Genomic DNA, 19,742 nt, shown 5'->3' with positions numbered 1-19,742 from the left:
ACACTCTTATAGGAATAGATCATCGTCACGGAGTCGGGGCCAAATTATACTAAAGCTAACAAGAAGGAGGTGGACACATTGAAAGGAAAAACAGTGGTTCAGGGCGTAAGCTTGCGGAGCCATTCGAGATCTGGGACGGCGTTGTTTTTTCATTTGCTCTGGAAATACAGATATTTGACGATGATGATGCTGCCCGCCCTGATCGTACTGCTTCTGAATAACTATCTGCCTATGTTCGGAGTGTTCATCGCGTTTAAAAATATTAATTATGTCGATGGCATTTGGAAAAGCCCTTGGGTCGGCTTCGATAATTTCACCTTTCTCTTCTCTTCAGGGTCATTGTGGCGAATAGCTAGAAATACGGTGCTGTACAGTCTCGTATTCATGGTTTTCAATCTAGGCTTATCGGTAGCCATTGCCGTTGCGATCAATGAGCTTCGCGGCCGGCTGCTGGCGAAGGGATATCAGACGTTTCTAATTATGCCGTATTTTTTATCGATGGTTGTGATCAGCTATTTGACGTATGCTTTCCTGAACCCGGACAAAGGCTTTCTCAACACGACGGTGCTCGAGCTGCTCGGCAAAGATCATGTGTTTTGGTATTCTGAGCCCGCTTACTGGCCATACATTCTAACGCTGGTAAACGCTTGGAAGGGCGTCGGTATCGGAGCGGTCATCTATATAGCTGCGATAGCCGGCATCGACCCTGAGTATTATGAGGCGGCTGTCATTGACGGGGCATCCAAATGGCGTCAGATCTTCCATATCACACTCCCTTCGATCCAGCCCATTATTATTATTATGACGATATTGTCCATGGGACATGTGTTCAATTCTGACTTCGGCTTGTTCTTCCAGGTGCCGATGGATTCGGGAGCGCTGTATCCGGTGACAGACACGGTCGATACGTATGTATACCGCGTACTGATGCAGATGAACGATATCGGCATGTCATCCGCAGCGGCCCTTGTGCAATCCATTTTAGGTTTCATAATGGTCATTCTTACAAACTCGGCTGTGCGCAAAATCAATAAAGATCAAGCCCTTTTCTAGACCCTATGCAGAGGTGATAACCATGAGCTCACGCCGGGAAAATAAAATTACCCCGCTAACGAATGCTGTTTTAAACGCCGGATTTATCCTTCTTTCCTTGGCCTGCGTGCTGCCCGTTATATTAGTTATTATCGTTTCGATTACTCATAATGATTCCTTGCTTGATAGAGGTTATAGCTTCATCCCTGAGAAGTTTTCCTGGATCGCTTATGAAAGCTTGTTTAAAGATTATTCAACCATTCTAGGAGCCTACGCGGTTAGTATCGGCGTCACGATAGCCGGCACTATTTTGAGTGTCATCTTCATGGCTTTGTATGCCTATCCAATCTCCCGTCAGGATTATCCATTCCGCGGCATCTTCACCTTTATTCTGTTTTTCACCATGCTGTTCAGCGGGGGGATCGTCAGCAAATATATCGTATTTACGCAAACGATAGGACTGCTCGACTCCTACGCAGCTTTAATTCTTCCATTGCTCATTGTCCCGTTTAACGTCATTATTATGCGAACCTTCTTTCAGTCAACGATCCATCCGGCGTTAATTGAATCGGCGCGTATTGATGGCGGAGGGGAATTGCTTATTTTTATCCGCATCGTGCTTCCGCTTTCATTACCCGTAATGGCCACTATGGCATTGCTCAGTACAATCGTGTTTTGGAACGACTGGTTTAATGCGCTAATGTTTATTCGAACCGAGGATAAATACCCGCTGCAATACCTCATGATGCGCGTCTTGAACGATGTTCAGTTTATGCGGGCAAACGTGCAGCTGGCTGCGCAGAATCCGCAGATGATGAGTGATTTGCCGAATGAATCGCTGCAGATGGCGATGGCTGTAGTGGGCATGGGGCCGATTCTGCTGGTATATCCGTTTTTTCAGAAATACTTCGTTAAAGGCTTAACCGTAGGTGCAGTCAAAGGCTAGAGTGTTCGGTAGTAATGACCTGAAGCTATGCGGCCTAAGGTCTGTTATTATAAATTTAGTTATTGGGAGGGTTAATAGAAATGAGACAGAAAAAAACGGTCATGTTAATGCTTGCTATGCTGCTCGTCCTATCGGTATTCCTGCAAGCGTGTTCAAGCGGCGACGGGAATGAAAAACCGGCAAACAAGGCAACCGCAACAAATGCGGAAAAAACGCCAGAGCCGGATAAGGCGACGAATGCACCATCTGCTGAGCCTGAGCTTCCGCCTTATGAGGTATCCATTGTCTACTTCGGTACTCCGCAGGAGGATGATGCTTTAGTTGAAGAAAAGCTGAATGAATTTTTCAAGGAAAAAATCAATGCTACAGTCTCTCTTCAGCCGATTGCTTCCAGCGATTATAAGAGCCGGACGGAGCTGATGATGAATACCGGGGAGAAGATGGACCTTGTCTTCAGTGCTTCATGGCTCAATTTCTTCGGCAATGCGTCTAAAGGCGCTTATCTGGAACTGGATGATCTGCTGGAGAAACACGGCCAAGGCATCAAGAAGCTGATTAATCCGCTGTATCTGGAAGCTCCACGCCTGAAGGGCAAGCTCTATGCGGTTCCGACCAACAAGGAGATTACACAGGGAAAGGCTTTCACCTACAGGAAGGATATTGTCGACAAATACAATATTCCGATCGATTCAATCAATAAAGTCATTGATCTAGAGCCTTGGTACGAGAAGTTTAAGAAAGAAGAGCCGGAGATGATCAGCCAATATATTAATGGCGGTTCAGGCAATTTTGGCGGTGGCCTCGTGATGTATGAGACCAATTCGAACTTCCGGCCAATCGGACCAACGCCAGCCAAAACCCCATTGTTTCTCATAGATTACAAGTCACTGGATATGACGATTAAATCGGTTTTAGATCCTGAGATTGTGGAGCTGAACAAAAACGAAATCGAAATGTTCCGTCGTTTTTATGAAAAAGGCTATATCAATTCCGATGCGGGAACGAGTACGACGGATGTAGGCGATTTAAGGAGACAGGGCAAGATCTGGATGCAGACAGCCCCGTGGAAGCCAGGCGCTGATATTGAAGCGCAAATTGCGGATAATAACAAATACGAGTATGTGTCGCATGTTGTGGAAGAGCCGATCGTCACGACGGATCTGGCTGCAGGCTCCATGCTCGCTATCTCTAGAACGTCCAAGGATCCAGAACGGGCGATGATGGTGTTGAACTACTTGCACACAGATCCTTATGTGATTAACTTGTTCGTGAACGGGATCGAGGGCAAGCACTACAAGAAGGTCGGCGAGAATCGCATTGAGCCGATTGCGGATTCAGGTTATGGCAAGACGGCGCTATTCTGGGTAATAGGCAATCAAATGATCAACTATTTGAAGCCGGGACAGCCGGATGATCTCTACGTTAACTGGGAGAAGTTCAACAATGAAGCTACACGCTTCCCGTTAATGGGCTTTGTATTTGACGATACGAAGGTCAAAAATGAGCTGACACAAATTACAGCCGTCGTTACGGAATACAAATTGATCTATACGGGGGCAGTCAAAGACCCAACGAAGCTGCTTGAGGAGAGAAATAAAAAGCTTAAGGCTGCAGGGCTTGAGAAGGTCCAGGCCGAGCTTCAATCGCAGATTAACGTCTGGTGGGCAGAGAATAAGAAATAGCTGACTATAAGATGATACCGTGGAGCCTCCAATTTGAATTTGGGGGCTCTTTTCTATTCGTATTATCGTTATATGATCTGTACCGGTACAGATACCGTTTTTCACAATTGTGGCAAAGACTTCTCCCGATTAGAATGATGACATAGTTCCATACATGGTTCATGCGAGGAGAATGAATAATGAATACAACACGAGTAAACGTTAGTGCTTATCTGGCTGCAATCGCCTATGCTGTTATTATTGGCTTTTCATTTTTATTTGTGAAAGTTACGGTAGCTGCTGCTCATCCGCTGGATGTGCTGGCGCACCGATTTTCTATCGGCTTGATCGCAGTTGCCATTCCTTTTCTGCTCGGCTGGGTTCGTATCCGAATTAAGCTGCGAGATATTTGGAGAATAGCCCCGCTGGCCTTATTTTCGCCGGTACTATTCTTTTTCTTCCAAACTTATGGGATGATAAATGCTTCTTCATCGGAAGGCGGAATTATTTTAGCAACGGTGCCTATATTTACTTTGCTGCTCGCGTCTTTCTTCCTTAAAGAACGCACAAGCCTTGTTCAGAAGCTGTCATTGTTTTTGTCCGTTGCCGGTGTGGTGTTCATGTTCATGATGAAGGATGGATTGGATACATCAAATTTCAAGGGACTTTTGCTGCTCCTGCTGTCAGCCGTTTCATTTGCGGGATATAGCGTTTTGACGCGGCCTCTCGCTCAAAAATATGCACCGATGGAGATCACCCTTGTTACGACAGGGATCGGATTTATCGTTTTTTTATCGGTTTCGTTGATCCGGCACACCGCTGAAGGAACGCTCCAGTCTTTTTTTCAGCCATTTGCCCAGCCTTCCTATGTACTGGCTTTATTCTATCTGGGTGTAGTGTCTTCAGTCGGTACGACGCTGCTGTCCAGCTTTGCATTGTCCCGGCTTGAAGCTTCAAAGGTTAGCGTATTCAGCAATTTATCGACATTAATATCAATAATGGCTGGAGCGCTTATTTTAAATGAACGAATAACAATTTATCATGTAATAGGTGCGATTATGATCATAGTTGGGGTGCTGGGTACAAATAGAAAACAACAACAACTGCGGCATCAGAGAAATCGGCCTGTAAGGGAGTTAGAGAGATGAGAGTAAAAAGCCTATTATTTTTACTGGGGATTAGTTTGATTTGGGGGTCACAGTTTTTCTTTGTAGACAAGGTGATTGAGAGCGTTCAGCCTGTGTCGCTTGCAGCAATTAAGGCAATAGTGGGGGCTGTTACACTAGCCTTGATCTACGGCCTGATGAGCAAGAAATCGCAAGAGCAGCAGACCACGCCTCGTCCTAAAAAGAACCTGGGCATTCTTTTTCTAACGATTGCTTTGTTTGAAGCCGTTTTTCCGTTCTTCTTAATCGGATGGGGGCAGCAGCGGGTATCGAGCAGTATAGCTTCCATTATTATGGGGACGATTCCGATTTTTACGTTGCTTATTTTGTTTATCCTTCGAATTAGCCGATTGCGCATGCTGCATTTTTTAAGTATAGGGATAGGCTTTGCAGGTATTCTCATTATGATTCTGCCCACGCTAACGATCGACTTTGGCAATCAAAGCCTGTGGGGGATGGCAGCACTTATAGGGGCTTCTTTAAGCTTCGCTTTATCCTTGGTACTTCTGGAAAAGCTGCCGCCGATGTCTTCCGTGCTGGCAATGAGAAATGTGCTGTTTATCGCATCGATTATTCTGATTCCGCTTAGTTTTATAACCGAGAATCCGTTAAGTATCAGACTTACCCCATTCGAGCTCATTTCTCTGCTCATTCTGGGTGTGTTCCATGCGGGCATCGTATACATGATGTACAATACGCTCATTAAACAATCTGGGGCGGCTTTTGCAGCTCTAACCAACTACATTGTTCCCGTCATAGGGGTTATTCTAGGTACCTTATTGTTGGGAGATCTGATCAGCGGTAACACCTGGTTTGCGTTAATCATCATTATGGTATCTTTGCTTTTGGGAAGCATGGCCTCTAAAAATAAACCAAGTGCAGAGCCTCAATAAACGGCTCTCATTATCCCAACTCTTATGGAGCTTGTCCGGCAATCGCTGCGGGCAAGCTCTATTTTTTATGGAAAAAGACTATTGTCACTTATATCGCGACGTGATATACTCACCTCATGATATATCACGTCGCGATATAACGTGCGGTGATGTAAGGTGCGGGAGGTAAAATCATTGGTTGAAAAACTGTTGCGAAGCTATTTGCCGATGTCGGAGACGGCCTACTACATTTTGCTGTCCTTGACGGAAGTCCGCCATGGGTACGGTATTATGCAGGATGTCGGCGAGCTGACAAGGGGCCGGATACATCTGGGAGCGGGGACACTGTACGGAAGCTTGTCTCGAATGGAGAAGGATGGACTCATTGCTGTTGTGCTCGAGGAAGAACGCAAGAAGTCCTATCAGATAACGGAAACCGGCAAGTTGATTCTGAGGGAAGAAATAGCGAGAATCGGCGAGCTGTACGATAACGCAAAGAAAATGGAGGGGAAGCTGTATGAGTGAGTTGAAGAGCCAGTTCAAGTGGTGGGGAGGCTGGGAGCCGGATAAGATTGAAAGCTGGCTCGAACAAAGGGAAGCAGACGGCTGGCAGCTCGTGAAAGTGAAGGGGAATGGTGTGCGGTTCCAGTTCCAGAAAGGCGAGCCCCGGAAGATAAGGTATTGCGTCGATTATCAGAATAAAATAGATCAAGCTTATATCAGTCTATTTGAAGAAGCTGGCTGGGAATTGATGTATAAAGGCGCAACTAACGGCTGGTTTATTTGGAGGATGGCTTACGAGGGCGATCAACGGCCGGAAATTTATTCGGATATTGATTCGCTGATCGAGCGGAACAAAAGATTTTCGACCACGCTGACGGTTTTGCTCATCATTCAATTTCCGATTCTGCTGGCGAACAATTCGATGGTAAGCAGGTTTCCTTATGTGCTGATTGTTTACATCGTTCTTTGTTCCTTTTTGTTTTACGGTATCATGCGGATCAACGCTGCCAATCGCCGTTACAAAGAACAGGGCGGCAGATTTGATGATCGCACCTGATCAATTTCCTCGTTCTTCGGCGGAATCTATTAACATGGCAAATCCATGCAGCATGTCTTTATAAATGCTTAACAATGCGTTAATATAATGAATAGAAAAGATAGAGAGGCCGTCGTCTTTGACGGCTTTTTTGCGTTCATAGATTGGAGTGATGACTTTGCGTTTGCAATTTTTTGATGATGGTTACCGGCGTTCGCCTTTTGCAGCGCTGCTGGTGCTGTTGATTGCCAAATTCGTACTGTTCCGCGTCTTTCTATTCAAAGGCGTTACGTTTACGGGCATGCTTTCTGATTTGGCGGCCATTCTCGCTGTTTTACTCGTATGCGAGCTTGCGATACCCGGCAGATGGAAGGGGCTCGGCTATTGGCTAGTCAATTTTATTATTTCTCTACTGTTGTTTGCATCAACCGTCTACTTTGCTTATTACGGCTCGATTCCGACATTTACGGCGTTAAAGTCGCTGAATCAAGTCGGGCAAATCGGAGACAGCATCAACGCGCTTATTAAAGGTGTTTATTTCGTCTATTTTATTGACCTTGCTATTATTTTCGTCATCTATCTCGTTAATAGATTCAGAGGCATACGGGTAAAAGGGCGCAGGCGCATCGGCCGGACGGCTATTCTGCTTGGCAGCGCCGTCTTCTGCCTTGCTTTGTCAGTTCGCTCCGTCTATGTAGCCAAGGCTATTTCGAATGAACTGGAGCAGGCTCAAAGTGTCGGCTTCATTAATTATCAGGCTGCGGCAGCATGGCAAGCAGGTAGTGAATCGTTAGCCGCCAAGAATGGGAGCTTGGAGGAAGTCACGGCTCAGATCAAAGAGCTGCAGTCGTCTTATCCTTATCAGTCCGGGTCCCAGTCTCAATCTCAGTCGGAGCACGCCGGACAATCGCCGGTTGCCTTCGGACAATCGAAAGGGAAAAACGTCATCGTTATCCAGCTTGAAGCGTTTCAAAACTTCCCCATTCATCTTAGCGTTGGCGGGGAAGAGCTGACGCCGGTGTTGAACAAGCTGGTCTCAGGAAGCTATTACTTCCCGCATGTGTTTCAGCAAATCGGGCAGGGCAATACGTCGGATGCCGAGTTTATGTCGAACACGTCCATTTATCCGGTAGGAAATATGGCGATGTCTACGGGTTACGGGGACAGGCAACTTCCGAGCATGCCGCGAATGCTGCAAACGGAAGGCTACGAGGCTTATACGTTCCATGTTAATGACGTCACCTTTTGGAATCGTGATAAATTGTACCCTGCGCTGCATTTTAACGGCTATTATGATAAACCGTATTACGAGAACGACAATTTCAATGAATTTGGTCCTTCGGATGAGGAGCTTTACAAGACAGGCATTGCCAAGCTTAGCGAGCTTCATGCCAAGGGACAGCCTTTCTACGCGCAGTTCGTTAGCGTCTCCAGCCACTTTCCGTTTAAAGTGCCAGAGGATCGCGGCCCGCAGCTGAACCTGCCAGAAGAAATAGACGGAACCCATCTTGGCGATTACCTGCGCGCCGTGCATTATACCGACTATGCTCTCGGCACGTTTATCGACCAGCTCAAAGCGAAGGGTATGTGGGATGATACCGTACTTCTCGTCTACGGTGACCACTTTGGCCTTCAGCCTGATAAGGCGGATGCGGCAACGATCAGCTCGCAGCTCGGCATTCATTATGATTCACGTCTAAGCCGCTTTAATATTCCGTTTATCGTTCATGATCCGTCGCAAAGGGAAGGCCATGTTATCGAGCAGCCGGGCGGGCAGCTGGATATGATGCCGACGCTTGCCAATTTGCTTGGCCTGAAGCCTGCAGAAAAAGGCGTCGTAGCCTTTGGACGGGATTTGCTGAATACGGATCATAACGTCTTCGGTATGCGTTATTATTTGCCGACGGGCTCGTTCTTCAACAATGAGGTTTTGTTCGTACCCGGCAAAGGTTTTGAGGACGGCACGGCCGTATCGCTTAAGACGATGGAGCCTGTTGCCGATATCGAGCAATACCGCAGCGACTACGATTATATAATGCAGCTGATGAACCTCTCCGATCAGTATGTAAGGCTGCTGCCGAAGCGGGGGCCAAGTCAATAAGACAGCAAAAAGCTGGCGAAAATCTGCAGCTGCAATATGCAGCTCTGATTTCGCCAGCTTTTTTAACATGTCTTCGATTTCGATGATTCTTACGAACGAGCGAAGCCTTCTTCATCCATGTACTCGACAGCTTCCTCATACGTTTCAAACGCCATCTCCAGATTCAATCCAGAGTAGATATACCACATCTCATCCTCAAGCTTTAAGGTGAGCTTCTGGTCGGAGAGGCCGTACCACTCCTCTTCCTTCACCTTTTTCCGTTTGCGCGAAGGCTTCGGCTCTGGAGCTTCTTCCCGGCGTGACAAAGAGTCAATAGCGTCGCGGATCAGCAGACGAAGCGAATCCTCGCTGAAATTCCTGATGTTCACAAGGCCTTTGTCATCTGTCGGATAACCTTTCAACAGGCCTGCATACACATAGCCGTTGCCGTTAGGATGCAGATGATAAACGACATTTTTACGGTCGTACAGACTGTCTTCATACTGAAAGTTAACTCTTCCGAGCGATACGTCGTTTCGCTGCAGCTCTTCGAAAGAGGTGATAACAGCCAGCTTTTGATCAAAATTCAACATTAGAAAAATCCCCCAAGCTATAGATGCTCCCGATTTACCTGTTCATTACGAACCATTTGCTCTAACTTCTCTACCAGTCTATCATGCTCAGGATCGGCCTTTTTCAAGCCAAACCATGATTTTCGCTTTTGCTGTTTCAGCAGCTTCAGCAGGTAGAGCTTTTCTTTTAACGTCAGCACTTGCAATCAACTCCTCCGAGAACGACGGGATCAAGTTGCTTTTCATTAATAGTACCCGATTTTTGCTCAGGCGGCTACCTGAAGGGCCAGAAGGGCGACAATTGGGGGCATAAGCGATTATGAAGTGCTGCGCATGGACAAAGCCAATTTGACCGGAAGTGAAGGAGGGATGGCATGCAGCCGGGCTTCCTTCTTTTTTGTCCCGCTTGTGCATAAGCATGAACATATAGGAAGCGGGACAAACGGAGCTTGAGGCTGAAATGGCAATGGAAAGGAGGGAACAAGGGTGGCAAGATGGGGAAGAAGGGGATTGCTGTCCCGGATGATGGACCGCTTGCCGAGCGGATCTATGAAACGGGTGAAGACAGTCAGTTGGGGAAACTCCTCAAGTAATAGGGGTAAGGCATGGGGCGGCAAATGGCAGCCAAAGCCTAAAATGCGGACGAAGGCGATGACCGGAGGGTCGCGGCCTGCTTGGGGCGGTCTTCGCAGCGCATCACGGATGCGGCCGCGCGCGTTCAAATCGTCAGGCAGCAGCGGGAGGACAGTTGTAATAAGCGGAGGCGATTCACCGCCAGTATCTCCACGTAGTAGAAAGAAACGTTATTGGGTGCTTTTCGCGCTTCTGGTACTGCTTCTAGGGACGATTCAATCCTTCGTCTACATCGAGAAGCATCTTCGGCCGCCTCTAATGAAGGTAGCGGAAATCCGGATTAAGCAGGTGGCAACGCAGGCCATAAACAAAGCGACAACGGAGGAAGTAGTCTCCAACTCGGACTTCGAGAAGCTCATCGATTGGAAAATGAACAGTGCCGGTAAAGTGTCCGGCTTCATGCTGAACTATGCGGAGCATACGAAAATACGGGCGCAAACGATCGATACCGTACAGTCTACGTTGTCTGATCTGAAAGAAATCCCCGAGCGTATTCCGATTGGCAACGCACTAGGAAGCGCGATTATTTCGTCTTATGGCCCTAGAGTTCCGGTTAAGTTTGAGCCGGTAGGCGCGGTAAAGGTCGATCTGAATACGAGGCAGAAAAATGCCGGCATCAATATGATCCTCATTGAAGTCTATATTCATATCGTGACGGAGGTTGCCATCATCGTTCCGTTTGAAACCGAGCCGCAGCTGGTCGAGACTGAAATTCCGATTTCTTACCTGCTCGTCGTCGGCGATGTGCCGATGTACTATTACGACAATAAAGGAAACCCGTTAGGCGACTCCGCAGCTCAAGCTCCTAATATATCGGTGCCGTTAACGAATGGCGAAGGCGTATCCAAGCCCTCGGATGGCAGCATGATTGAGGAGCATTTGAATTCTTCATCGCTTCCTGCGCCAGGGACCGCCGATAGTGGCGATTAATGGTTATGGACGCCAAAAAGCTGATCCCCCTTGTGTCTGACGGGGATCAGCCTTTTTTATCCATGGGTTCGAAGCCGCTTGCGTTCGTCTGTCTCCCATTTCTTGAGGAGAGGATAGGGATCGAAGGACCATTCGATCAGGCCTCGATCACGGTAGACGCCGTAGTGCAGGTGGGGCGGGAATTTGCCTTGTGTACCTGGCTTGCCGTAGCCGGAGCTTCCGACCCAGCCGATGACCTGCCCGGGATTGACGAGCGAGCCAACGCCAATGGACTTATCAAAGCCCTGCAGATGGGCGTAGTAATGATAGTAGTTATTGAGATCACGTATGCCGATTCTCCAGCCGCCGTAGGGGTTCCATCCCTTAACTTCAATAATGCCGTAGCAGGTGCTTCGGACAGGAATGCCGTAAGGCGCGAAAATATCAGTGCCCTCATGGCTTCGTCTGCCGCCCCAGCTGCGGGCATTGCCCCATGTGCTGCGGTAAGAGTAGTTATTGGTCCCTACCGGAATGGGAAAAGCATGCTCGAACAAATCCAGACGCTCATGAGCGGCGTAAATTTGCGCAAATTGCTGGATTCGTTGAACCGCTCTGCTGTTGCGGTAATAATCCCAGAGTCCAATTGCAAAATCATCCTCTGTAGAGCCGCCATGCTGCAGCAGCCGGCTTGTAATGGAGTAGAGCAGATCAAGGTCATTGTTCCGATCTGCTATGCCATCGCCGTCACCGTCTCGGCCTACCCCATTGAACCATTGGATAGAAACCGGTGAAGTGTCGGCCATATCGGGATTAAGCGGACCGGCCCATTGCTCCTCCTCGATAAATACGCCGCTGACATCGCCAAGCTGGGGTCGTAATTTTGGCTTTGCTTTGCTAAGCGTCCGCTCATATTGATCGATTGCAGCAATGCGGTACCACGGAATTTCCGATACGATACTTAGTCGTTCATACAACTGCTGCCTCAGCATGAGGATGTCCGCGTCGCTTCGCGTATCCGACGCCTCCGCTTGCGCTGCGGCCGGCTTGTCAGCTTGCTGCGCGGAGCAGGGCTGGCCTGCCAAGGCAATGGAAACGGCTAGTATGGCTGCGGCAATTGAAATGGTCTGTTTCAAACGTTCCACCCTTTCGCTGGCTCTTTCGCATAATCGTTATGTTTTGCAAATCATTGGCTTTTATTCGAAACGTGCTATAATAAACGGAGAACTTTGCACTAGCTTCACCGCGCGCTGTGAATTGCCGCGGCGGGGGGATAGTTGTGTTTATAGGCACAGTTACGTTGACAATCGTTTCTACATCGGTTGAAATCGATATTGAAAGCAGGGAAAGCTAATGAAACAGAAGCAGAAGGACAAACTGCCTAAGCCGGATTGGCTTCGCATAAAACTTTCGACGGATGGCAATTTTTCCGAAATCAAGGACATGATGCGCTCTAAGACGCTGCACAGCGTTTGTGAAGAAGCACGTTGCCCCAATATATATGAATGCTGGTCCAACCGTACCGCTACGTTTATGATCCTGGGCGATATTTGTACGCGTGCTTGCCGGTTTTGCGCGGTCAAGACGGGTTTGCCCACAGAGCTTGATCTGCAGGAGCCGGAACGTGTAGCAGAAGCAGCCGAGCAAATGGGGCTGCGCCATTGCGTTATTACATCGGTTGCCCGTGATGATCTGGCGGACGGCGGCGCTCAAATTTTTGCCGGGTCGATCAAAGCCATTCGCGAACGGATGCCATTTTGCCGGGTAGAGGTACTTATTCCCGATTTCCTCGGCAACGCAGATGCGTTGAAAATCGTTATGGATGCAAAACCGGATATTTTGAACCACAACATCGAGACGGTGGAACGGCTGTCTGATCGCGTTCGCGCGCGTGCGAAGTACTCGCGCTCGCTAGAACTGCTGAAACGGGCGAAGGAAATGAATCCGAAGATTCCGACCAAGTCCAGCATCATGCTGGGCGTAGGCGAGACTTACGAGGAAGTATTGCAGGCAATGGACGACTTGCGCGCTGTGGATTGCAACATCCTGACACTGGGACAATATTTGCAGCCGACGCCTAACCACTTGGCGATCGAGCGTTATGTGCATCCCGACGAGTTCGCCAAGCTGAAAGAAGAAGGACTGAAACGGGGCTTCCGCCATGTTGAGTCCGGACCGCTTGTCCGCAGTTCCTATCATGCCCATGAGCAGACGGATTCCGCTGAACAGGCGCAATCACGCGAGCTTACAGGGGTATAAGATATATTTTAAGCTCCGAGAGATGGGGGAGACGCGTTGATTCAGATCGGTGGAAAAATCTATGAGCTGCTGCATGAGAACCGCAACGGCTGGAATGCAGATGCTTTCAAGGACCGGTACAGCGAGGTGCTGGAGAGGTATGATTTTATAATTGGTGATTGGGGCTATAACCAGTTACGGCTGAAAGGCTTTTTTCGTGATAACCATATGAAGGCAACGAAGGATAGCGCATTCTCCGGAATGACCGATTATATTAATGAATATTGCAATTTCGGCTGCGCTTTTTTCGTCTTGGAGAAGACGGGCAGCGTGAAGCGTTCACCTGAGGAAGAAGCGAATGAGGAGGAGGAAGCGCTGCTGAACACAGATGCGGACGGACTATTGCCTGAAGGCGATGATTCGCTTATCTCGGCAATTGTTGCTGGCGTAGCGGCTGCAGCAGCTTCATCAGCGGCTCCAATTGCTGCAGTTCCCCCCTCACGTATCCAAGGGCACGCGAGAGCGTGAAGGACAAGGAGGCGCGCAGCCTCAGCAGCATGAGAAACAGCAGTCACGTGGCCCGCGCAACGAGCATCGCCGAGGCTATCGCCCGAATGGCGGCGATCGGAACAAGAAGCCGATCAAGCCTCCGGCAGGCAAAGCTGTTGCTGTTGCTTCCGAGAAACAACAGCAGCAACAGCAGGCTCAGGTTCCACAGCCCAAAGAGAGCGAACGCTCGACAACATAAAGCAAAAATACAAAAACTCCAGCCCATCCGGCTGGAGTTTTTGTTTTATTTTACATATCGATGAACGCATCACGTACGCGGTTCCAGAACGGGAGCGGGCGATAACGAGCGAAATTTACTTTATGGGAGCTGACCGTGCAGCGAATAGAGCGGATATCATTGCGCTGAATGCTGACGTGATCGATGACGAGCTGCAGCCTTTGTTCTTTTTTGGAGATGATATCGCAGTGATGATGCTTCGGCAGCAAAAAAGAAGAGCCAAGCGTACGGTACACCCGATTGTTAATGGAAGCAATCTCTGCGATTTGCAGCGATTCAATCGAAGGGTGAACGACGGCTCCGCCAACGCTTTTGTTATAAGCAGTACTGCCGGAAGGCGTCGAGATAACGATGCCGTCGCCGCGGAACATTTCAAATGGCTCATCATTAACGTTCATCTGAACGACCAGCGTCGCGTCTACCCCTTTAATTGTAAAATCATTTAGCGCAAAATAATGCAGCTTCTCGCTTGGCGTCTCCACTTCAATCTCGACAAGGGGATAATGAACCAGATGAGGCTCTTCCTTAGCCATCAATTGGACAAGCTTGCTAAGTTCATTGGCTTGCCAATCGGCATAAAACCCAAGGTGACCCGTATGAATGCCAACAAAGGCGACCTCTTCTACCCGGTGTACATAATTATGGAAAGCTTGAAGCAATGTGCCATCGCCGCCAATTGAGATGACGATTTCCGGCTTTTCATCTTCTCTCTGAAAACCATGCTCCGTCGCAAGTTGATGAAATTGCTCAGCAAGTGATTGTGATAATGTATCTCCTCGGTCAATAACCGCGTATTTCAACTAAATTGAACCCCTTCCGAAAACTCTGTATACCATAGATGATATCGGAATCTGTCGGCAAATACAATGAGGGGCGCAATGTTGTTTTATGGGGCGAGCCAGCCCCACAGCAAGTAGACTAAGGCGATGGAAATGAAACCGTGAAGCATTCGGGAGACAAGAAGAGGTGCATAACGCATATCGGTCCGGCTAAGCAAGCTGACAACCTGTGCATGAACCGATAATCCTCCCCAAGACAGCACCCAAGCGGCAATGGCTGCTTTATGCATCAATAAAGTGTCGGCGCTCCCCGCTGCTTTGGCTCCGAGCGTTACCTCGAAGAGGCCGTATATAACGGCATCGGCAAGCTGCAGCGGCAGGCCAAACCACTGGAACAAGCCGCGAAGCAGCTCTGCCATCGCCTCCGCAACGCCGGTTCGGGTTAGCATCTCGATAACGACACTGAAGAAGACAACTAGACCGCCGATGACAATCATGAGCCGCAGTGCCGATTGGATGGAATCCTGAAGCAGTTTGCCAAGGCTGCGTCCATCGAGCAGCCGGGCTTCATGCATCGCTTTTATGGCGGACGCGATTCGCGGTTCTCTCCGTTTACTGTGACCGTTGGACGGAAGGCGCTGTGGCCCGCTGCTCATCGGTGCTTTGCGGTCGTGGAAACGCATTAGCAGGCCAATAATGAGTGCTCCGGCATAGTGGGCGGCAGCAAGAATCGGAGCCAGAGCAGCATTGTGAAAAAAGGCCTACCGATACCGCACCGATTAGGAAAACAGGGTCTGAAGTGGTCGTGAATGCAACCAGCCGCTCTCCTTCGGCTCGGTTGACGAGCCGCTGCTCCCATAGCTGGACCGTTAATTTGGCTCCAACGGGATAGCCTGACACGTAGCCCATTGCAACAACGAAGCTGCCGATGCCGGGAAGCCGGAACAAGGGCCGCATGAGCGGATCAAGCAGCTTGCCGAAGAAATGCACAATTCCGAAGCCCAGCATCAGTTCGGAAATGACTAGAAACGGGAATAAAGCAGGGAAAAGCACCTGCCACCATATCATGACGCCTCTTAGCGAGGATTCCAATGTTTGAGACGGGAAGCAAGCCATGAGCATAATGATCAATAAAGCTCCTAACCCGGCTAATGAAGCCGGATGCGCGAGGGTGCGCAGCATAGACAATCCTCCTTGAAGCAACGCTTCAGTTTTACACGGCTAAGCTGTGAACGGCATAGGTGCGCGTCCCTTGGCAGCATCGTTGTCAGCGCTTAAATGCTTGTCTATTACTTATATGTGCGAGGGGAGACATCCATCCCTAACCAAAGATTGGAAAGATGAAAAATAATTCTCATTATTTTAAGAAAACGCTTGCAAGGACAGGGATAATCCGTGCTACAATATAAATATCCTAAGGGCATGGAGGGATCGGAATGTTCATGAGTGTAATTGCTGGCATCCTAGTCTGCGCGTTTGTCTATGTCATTCGAGAGTCTCTTACCGCACCTGGCGAAGAGGATTATGAGCGTTAAACAAGCAACTTCCACATATAGCGCCCCGCATCGACAGCGATGCGGGATTTTTTTAATTTGAACAAATTCGGGCTAGCGAAGCAGGTTCTTGAAAAAGCGAAGTTGACTTCGTTGTATCGTGACTAACCACGATAACAATAAAGATAGCGAAGCAGGTTCGCTGCAGTGTGGGAGGCCGTCGGGTGTGGCGGTCGAGCGAATTTTGCTAAATAGCGAGTCTGGTTCGCTGTAGGGAGAGCAAGCCGCGAGAACCGCATTATAGCGAAGCAGGTTCGTAAAATAACGAAGCTAGATTCGTTGTAGGAGGAGACTGAGGCTGTGTAGCGTACTGTAGCGAAGTAATTTACGCAATCCGCGAACCTAGGTTCACCAATAGCGAAATTTGCTTCGCTGTAGAAAGTTCATGCCGTGGGCAACGTATATTTAGCGAAGTTAGCTTCGTAAAATAACGAAGCAGGTTCGCTGCAGTGTAGGAGGCCGTCGGGTGTGGCGGACGAGCGAATTTTGCTAAATAGCGATTCTGGTTCGCTGTAGGGAGAGCAAGTCGCGAGAACCGCATTATAGCGAAGCCGGTTCGTAAAATAACGAAGCTAGATTCGTTGTAGGAGGAGACTGAGGTTGCATTGCTCGCTACAGCGAAGTGATTTACGCAATCCGCGAACCTAGGTTCACCAATAGCGAAATTTGCTTCGCTGTAGAAAGTTACTGATGTGGGCAACGTGTATTTAGCGAAGACAGCTTCGTTAAATAACGAATCAGGTTCGCTGCAGTGTGGGAGGCCGTTGCGTGTGGCGGTCGAGCGAAGTAAAATTCGCCTAAATAGCGAAGCAGGTTCGCTATAGAGAAACCGAGTCGAGAAAACCACATTATAGCGAAGACACCTTCGTAAAAAAACAAATCAGGTTCGTTGTAACGTAACCTTGCTGTCGTAAGCTATGCTTCGAGCGAAAATCAGCTTCGCTGCAAGCGGCCATAAGGCAGCTTGAGTCGTACGGTATGCATCTCATTCAAATATAACTTCGAACGCTAGATAGTCCTTTCCTCTCAACTCGTTTTCTATTATCCTCCAAAATACCTACATAATCACGCTGCTTTTGTCGATAGATAAGTATATATGCACATACAGAATAGGAGATGTGAACCATATGGATCCACTCTATCAGACAAACATGCAATGCATTTGCTGCGAAAGCAGCTATATGACCTCAAGGGTGAGGCCAAGCTTCAAGAAAGCAACGACAACGGACAGCGATTTTTGCGGTTATTATAAAAATGGGATCAATCCCGACTTTTATGTCGTTCGAGTATGCCCTAGCTGCGGGTTTGCTTCAACGGAGAACGGGTTAAGCCAATTAAGCGACCGGCAAAAGAAGCAATACTATGAGCAAGTTGGCGTGCGCTGGTCGGTACGGGACTTTGGCGGGGAGCGGGATCTGGAGCAGGCATTATCCTGCTATAAGCTGGCGTTGCTGTCCGGACAGTCCGTCGGGGAAAAGGAACGCGTATTAGCGGGAATTCTTCATCATATTGCATGGCTGTACCGGTATCAGGGAAAAGCGCAGGACGAGCAGCGTTTTCTGCGGTTTGCTCTGCAATCTTATATCAAAGTCTATGAAGAAGAAGGCGAGCAGTTAAACAATGCTAGGCTGATGTATATCATCGGGGAGCTTAATAAACGTATAGGGGATGCAAGCGAGGCAGTCAGGTGGTTTTCGCGCATCGTAAACGATAAGCGCATTATGGACGCTGCGATGATCCGGGCAAGCCGTGAGCAATGGCAGCAGATTCGCGAAGAAATGGCCGCCGCCGAACAAGGCGGCTTGTCCGCAGGCGGCCTGGCTGATAATAAGGAGCATCGTTCCAAGAGTCAGCCTGTTTAACCTTTTATTGTCCGCAAAGCCTGATCTGCCAGCAAATAATCGCTATCCATATCGACGATCGTTGCTTTATTGTGACAGCATGGAAAGACGAGCAGCTTTTTCTTGCCATGCTGAATGTCGGCAATCTCCCTAATTCGAAGCGGGATGAGCACATTGTCTGCACTGCAAAACGGGCAACTGGGCACGTAAACATCGTTCATAACGATGTCATAGGGCCAGCTGCGTTCGAATGGAATCATAAGGACGAGTCTTCCTTTTTATCGGTTTGTTCGGCAGCATTGCCGGCTTCAGCTTTGGCCAGCTCGGCCAGCTTTTGCAGCAAAATATGACGGGGCATATGCATCAAATGCTCAATCGGCACGCCAAGCTGCTTCGAAAGCTTGATTGCGGTGTCCGGCGAAATTTGCAATGGTTTAGACATGGTGGAATACCTCCATCAATCAGGATATAATTAAGTTATACACCGCTGATAGAGATTGCGCAAATAAAACGCGGATCGCTAGGGCGGTGTTTTTGTGCTTGTCATAGCGTATAATGAACAATTAATAGACAACAAGTAACGTTACATATGGATTAAGAGCAATGAAAGGAGAGATATAAATGGCTGAATATCCACTCAAATGGGACTTGGACATTTTTTATAAAGGAGGCTCTGTTTCACCAGGCTTTGCCGCTGAATTGAAAGGAATTGAGGATGATATCGCTCAATTGGATCAGAGGCTGGAAGCGTCTTCCGCCGAGCCGCTGGAACAGCTTGCTGCAACGACGGAGCTCGTACAATCGATTTTGCTGCGACTGCGGCAGTCGGATTCATTCGTTGCCTGCTTAATGGCGCAGGACATGAAGGACAAGGCGGCAAGCGGGCTCAATGACCGTGTAAAAACAGCAATGGCTAAGTTTCTCGGCGCTTTGACCCGCTATGATAACGGACTTCGTCAAATCGATAACGCCGAGTGGGAGGGCTGGCTGAACAGTGCTTCTAATGAAATCAAGCAGGTTGCCTTTAATTTGAACGAGCGGCGCGAACAGGCGCGTGAGAAGCTGGCACCGGAGCTGGAGGCGCTAGCCGGCGACTTGGCGGTGGACGGATACCATGGCTGGGGAGATTTATACAACTTGATCGTATCCGGTGCAAAGTTCAACACGACGGGGGCGGACGGGGAGCAGAAGACGCTATCGGCGGGGCAAATGTTCAATCGCCTTTCCGATGGCGACCGCAGTGTTCGTCAGGCGGCTTTTGCCGAATGGGAGCGGGTATGGAGCGAACTGGCTGATCTATGCGCCGACACGCTCAACCGCATTGCGGGCTTCCGTCTTAAGCTTTACGACAAGCGGGGCTGGCAATCTGTATTGAAGGAGCCGCTGCAGATCAACCGGATGAGCGAAGCGACGCTGGATGCGATGTGGTCTGCCATCGAGGCGGGCAAGCCTGAACTTGTCCGTTATCTGGAGCGGAAAGCGAAGCTGCTTGGCGTGGAGAAGCTGGACTGGCATGACATTAGCGCACCGCTTGGTTCTTCGGCCAAAACAATCGGCTATGATGAGGGTGCGCAGTTCATTAAGGAGCAATTTCATAAATTTAGCCCGGATCTGGCCGAATTTACGGAAATGGCTCT

At 48.9% G+C, this 19,742-nt stretch carries 20 protein-coding genes and 1 pseudogene; 14 read left to right on the top strand and 7 right to left on the bottom strand.

Going from position 1 to position 19,742, the window contains the following annotated elements; translation table 11 throughout:
• The first annotated feature begins 69 nt into the window (after window positions 1–69).
• The 8 genes from TY10_RS13775 (at window position 70) to TY10_RS13740 (ending at window position 8,817) form a co-directional block, all read left to right on the top strand.
• The gene (locus tag TY10_RS13775; RefSeq protein ID WP_475099657.1) at window positions 70–1,053 is read left to right on the top strand and encodes an ABC transporter permease; all 984 of its coding nucleotides are present in this window, start codon (window positions 70–72) and stop codon (window positions 1,051–1,053) included.
• 22 nt (window positions 1,054–1,075) lie between these two features.
• Window positions 1,076–1,978, top strand: coding sequence for a carbohydrate ABC transporter permease (locus TY10_RS13770; protein ID WP_042164445.1), 903 nt, complete (start codon window positions 1,076–1,078; stop codon window positions 1,976–1,978).
• Between the two features lie 80 nt (window positions 1,979–2,058).
• Window positions 2,059–3,660, top strand: a complete 1,602-nt coding sequence (locus TY10_RS13765) for an ABC transporter substrate-binding protein (RefSeq protein ID WP_042164442.1) — start codon at window positions 2,059–2,061, stop codon at window positions 3,658–3,660.
• 179 nt (window positions 3,661–3,839) lie between these two features.
• The gene (locus tag TY10_RS13760) at window positions 3,840–4,787 is read left to right on the top strand and encodes a DMT family transporter (protein ID WP_042164438.1); all 948 of its coding nucleotides are present in this window, start codon (window positions 3,840–3,842) and stop codon (window positions 4,785–4,787) included.
• Window positions 4,784–5,698, top strand: a complete 915-nt coding sequence (locus TY10_RS13755; protein WP_042164434.1) for a DMT family transporter — start codon at window positions 4,784–4,786, stop codon at window positions 5,696–5,698. Before TY10_RS13760 ends, TY10_RS13755 begins: the two co-directional genes overlap by 4 nt.
• A gap of 174 nt (window positions 5,699–5,872) precedes the next feature.
• Window positions 5,873–6,202, top strand: coding sequence for a PadR family transcriptional regulator (locus TY10_RS13750; protein WP_042164432.1), 330 nt, complete (start codon window positions 5,873–5,875; stop codon window positions 6,200–6,202).
• Window positions 6,195–6,737, top strand: a complete 543-nt coding sequence (locus TY10_RS13745) for a DUF2812 domain-containing protein (RefSeq protein ID WP_042164428.1) — start codon at window positions 6,195–6,197, stop codon at window positions 6,735–6,737. The genes TY10_RS13750 and TY10_RS13745 overlap by 8 nt, the downstream gene beginning before the upstream one ends.
• Window positions 6,738–6,894: 157 nt before the next feature.
• Window positions 6,895–8,817: an LTA synthase family protein gene (locus TY10_RS13740; protein WP_238327609.1), complete on the top strand. Its 1,923-nt coding sequence runs from the start codon at window positions 6,895–6,897 to the stop codon at window positions 8,815–8,817.
• A gap of 89 nt (window positions 8,818–8,906) precedes the next feature.
• Here the strand turns inward: TY10_RS13740 and TY10_RS13735 are convergent, their stop codons facing one another.
• Both TY10_RS13735 and TY10_RS31020 read right to left on the bottom strand, forming a co-directional pair.
• Complete coding sequence (locus tag TY10_RS13735) at window positions 8,907–9,389, bottom strand: hypothetical protein (protein ID WP_042164423.1); 483 nt, start codon at window positions 9,387–9,389, stop codon at window positions 8,907–8,909.
• A gap of 17 nt (window positions 9,390–9,406) precedes the next feature.
• Window positions 9,407–9,568: a hypothetical protein gene (locus TY10_RS31020; RefSeq protein ID WP_202903184.1), complete on the bottom strand. Its 162-nt coding sequence runs from the start codon at window positions 9,566–9,568 to the stop codon at window positions 9,407–9,409.
• A 286-nt stretch (window positions 9,569–9,854) separates the two neighbouring features.
• Here TY10_RS31020 and yunB point away from each other — a divergent pair, with 286 nt between their 5' ends.
• The gene (gene yunB / locus TY10_RS13730) at window positions 9,855–10,931 is read left to right on the top strand and encodes a sporulation protein YunB (RefSeq protein WP_238327608.1); all 1,077 of its coding nucleotides are present in this window, start codon (window positions 9,855–9,857) and stop codon (window positions 10,929–10,931) included.
• Between the two features lie 56 nt (window positions 10,932–10,987).
• Here the strand turns inward: yunB and TY10_RS13725 are convergent, their stop codons facing one another.
• Complete coding sequence (locus TY10_RS13725) at window positions 10,988–12,052, bottom strand: M23 family metallopeptidase (RefSeq protein ID WP_420329404.1); 1,065 nt, start codon at window positions 12,050–12,052, stop codon at window positions 10,988–10,990.
• Between the two features lie 208 nt (window positions 12,053–12,260).
• Between TY10_RS13725 and lipA the strand changes: the two genes are divergently transcribed.
• The 3 genes from lipA to TY10_RS13710 are packed head-to-tail and all read left to right on the top strand — an operon-like array spanning window position 12,261 to window position 13,893.
• Entirely contained in the window at window positions 12,261–13,166 is a 906-nt protein-coding gene (gene lipA / locus TY10_RS13720) for a lipoyl synthase (protein ID WP_042164421.1), read from the top strand.
• Window positions 13,167–13,202: 36 nt separating this feature from the next.
• A complete protein-coding gene (locus TY10_RS29835; RefSeq protein ID WP_081735272.1) occupies window positions 13,203–13,673 on the top strand; it encodes a YutD family protein in 471 nt (156 codons plus the stop codon).
• The gene (locus TY10_RS13710; protein ID WP_155985863.1) at window positions 13,627–13,893 is read left to right on the top strand and encodes a hypothetical protein; all 267 of its coding nucleotides are present in this window, start codon (window positions 13,627–13,629) and stop codon (window positions 13,891–13,893) included. The genes TY10_RS29835 and TY10_RS13710 overlap by 47 nt, the downstream gene beginning before the upstream one ends.
• Window positions 13,894–13,943: 50 nt before the next feature.
• On the opposite strand, the gene TY10_RS13705 is transcribed toward TY10_RS13710, so the two are convergent.
• Window positions 13,944–14,732 carry an NAD kinase gene (locus TY10_RS13705; protein WP_042164418.1) on the bottom strand — a complete coding sequence of 263 codons (789 nt, stop codon included), beginning with the start codon at window positions 14,730–14,732 and terminating at the stop codon, window positions 13,944–13,946.
• A gap of 86 nt (window positions 14,733–14,818) precedes the next feature.
• A pseudogene (gene ylbJ, locus TY10_RS13700) lies at window positions 14,819–15,893 on the bottom strand (sporulation integral membrane protein YlbJ).
• Window positions 15,894–17,391: 1,498 nt separating this feature from the next.
• On the opposite strand from ylbJ, the gene TY10_RS13695 reads away from it, so the two are divergent.
• On the top strand, window positions 17,392–18,126 hold the full coding sequence (locus TY10_RS13695; RefSeq protein WP_081735271.1) for a DUF2225 domain-containing protein: 735 nt from the start codon (window positions 17,392–17,394) through the stop codon (window positions 18,124–18,126).
• On the opposite strand, the gene TY10_RS13690 is transcribed toward TY10_RS13695, so the two are convergent.
• Together TY10_RS13690 and TY10_RS13685 are read right to left on the bottom strand one after the other, a co-directional pair.
• Window positions 18,123–18,365 (bottom strand): hypothetical protein, encoded by a 243-nt coding sequence (locus TY10_RS13690; RefSeq protein ID WP_042164415.1) that lies wholly within the window; start codon window positions 18,363–18,365, stop codon window positions 18,123–18,125. The two genes, TY10_RS13695 and TY10_RS13690, sit on opposite strands and share 4 nt — an antisense overlap.
• On the bottom strand, window positions 18,362–18,547 hold the full coding sequence (locus tag TY10_RS13685; RefSeq protein WP_042164412.1) for a YycC family protein: 186 nt from the start codon (window positions 18,545–18,547) through the stop codon (window positions 18,362–18,364). The genes TY10_RS13690 and TY10_RS13685 overlap by 4 nt, the downstream gene beginning before the upstream one ends.
• 179 nt (window positions 18,548–18,726) lie before the next feature.
• On the opposite strand from TY10_RS13685, the gene TY10_RS13680 reads away from it, so the two are divergent.
• Window positions 18,727–19,742, top strand: a 1,016-nt coding sequence (locus TY10_RS13680; protein ID WP_042164408.1) for a gluzincin family metallopeptidase, incomplete at its 3' end; no start/stop codon positions are given.

The organism is Paenibacillus gorillae (assembly GCF_000513275.1).
In the GTDB taxonomy this organism is placed as follows: domain Bacteria; phylum Bacillota; class Bacilli; order Paenibacillales; family Paenibacillaceae; genus Pristimantibacillus; species Pristimantibacillus gorillae.
The sequence above is the reverse complement of the archived record's forward strand: the minus strand, read 5'-3'. Positions and strand labels throughout refer to the sequence as shown.

Bases quoted from the DNA above. Each gene is read 5' to 3' on its own strand.
- TY10_RS13770 (WP_042164445.1), top strand. From the start codon at position 1,076: ATGAGCTCACGCCGGGAAAATAAAATTACCCCGCTAACGAATGCTGTT.
- TY10_RS13765 (WP_042164442.1), top strand. From the start codon at position 2,059: ATGAGACAGAAAAAAACGGTCATGTTAATGCTTGCTATGCTGCTCGTC.
- TY10_RS13760 (WP_042164438.1), top strand. From the start codon at position 3,840: ATGAATACAACACGAGTAAACGTTAGTGCTTATCTGGCTGCAATCGCC.
- TY10_RS13755 (WP_042164434.1), top strand. From the start codon at position 4,784: ATGAGAGTAAAAAGCCTATTATTTTTACTGGGGATTAGTTTGATTTGG.
- TY10_RS13745 (WP_042164428.1), top strand. From the start codon at position 6,195: ATGAGTGAGTTGAAGAGCCAGTTCAAGTGGTGGGGAGGCTGGGAGCCG.
- TY10_RS13735 (WP_042164423.1), bottom strand. From the start codon at position 9,389: ATGTTGAATTTTGATCAAAAGCTGGCTGTTATCACCTCTTTCGAAGAG.
- lipA (WP_042164421.1), top strand. From the start codon at position 12,261: ATGAAACAGAAGCAGAAGGACAAACTGCCTAAGCCGGATTGGCTTCGC.
- TY10_RS13695 (WP_081735271.1), top strand. From the start codon at position 17,392: ATGGATCCACTCTATCAGACAAACATGCAATGCATTTGCTGCGAAAGC.
- TY10_RS13690 (WP_042164415.1), bottom strand. From the start codon at position 18,365: ATGATTCCATTCGAACGCAGCTGGCCCTATGACATCGTTATGAACGAT.
- TY10_RS13685 (WP_042164412.1), bottom strand. From the start codon at position 18,547: ATGTCTAAACCATTGCAAATTTCGCCGGACACCGCAATCAAGCTTTCG.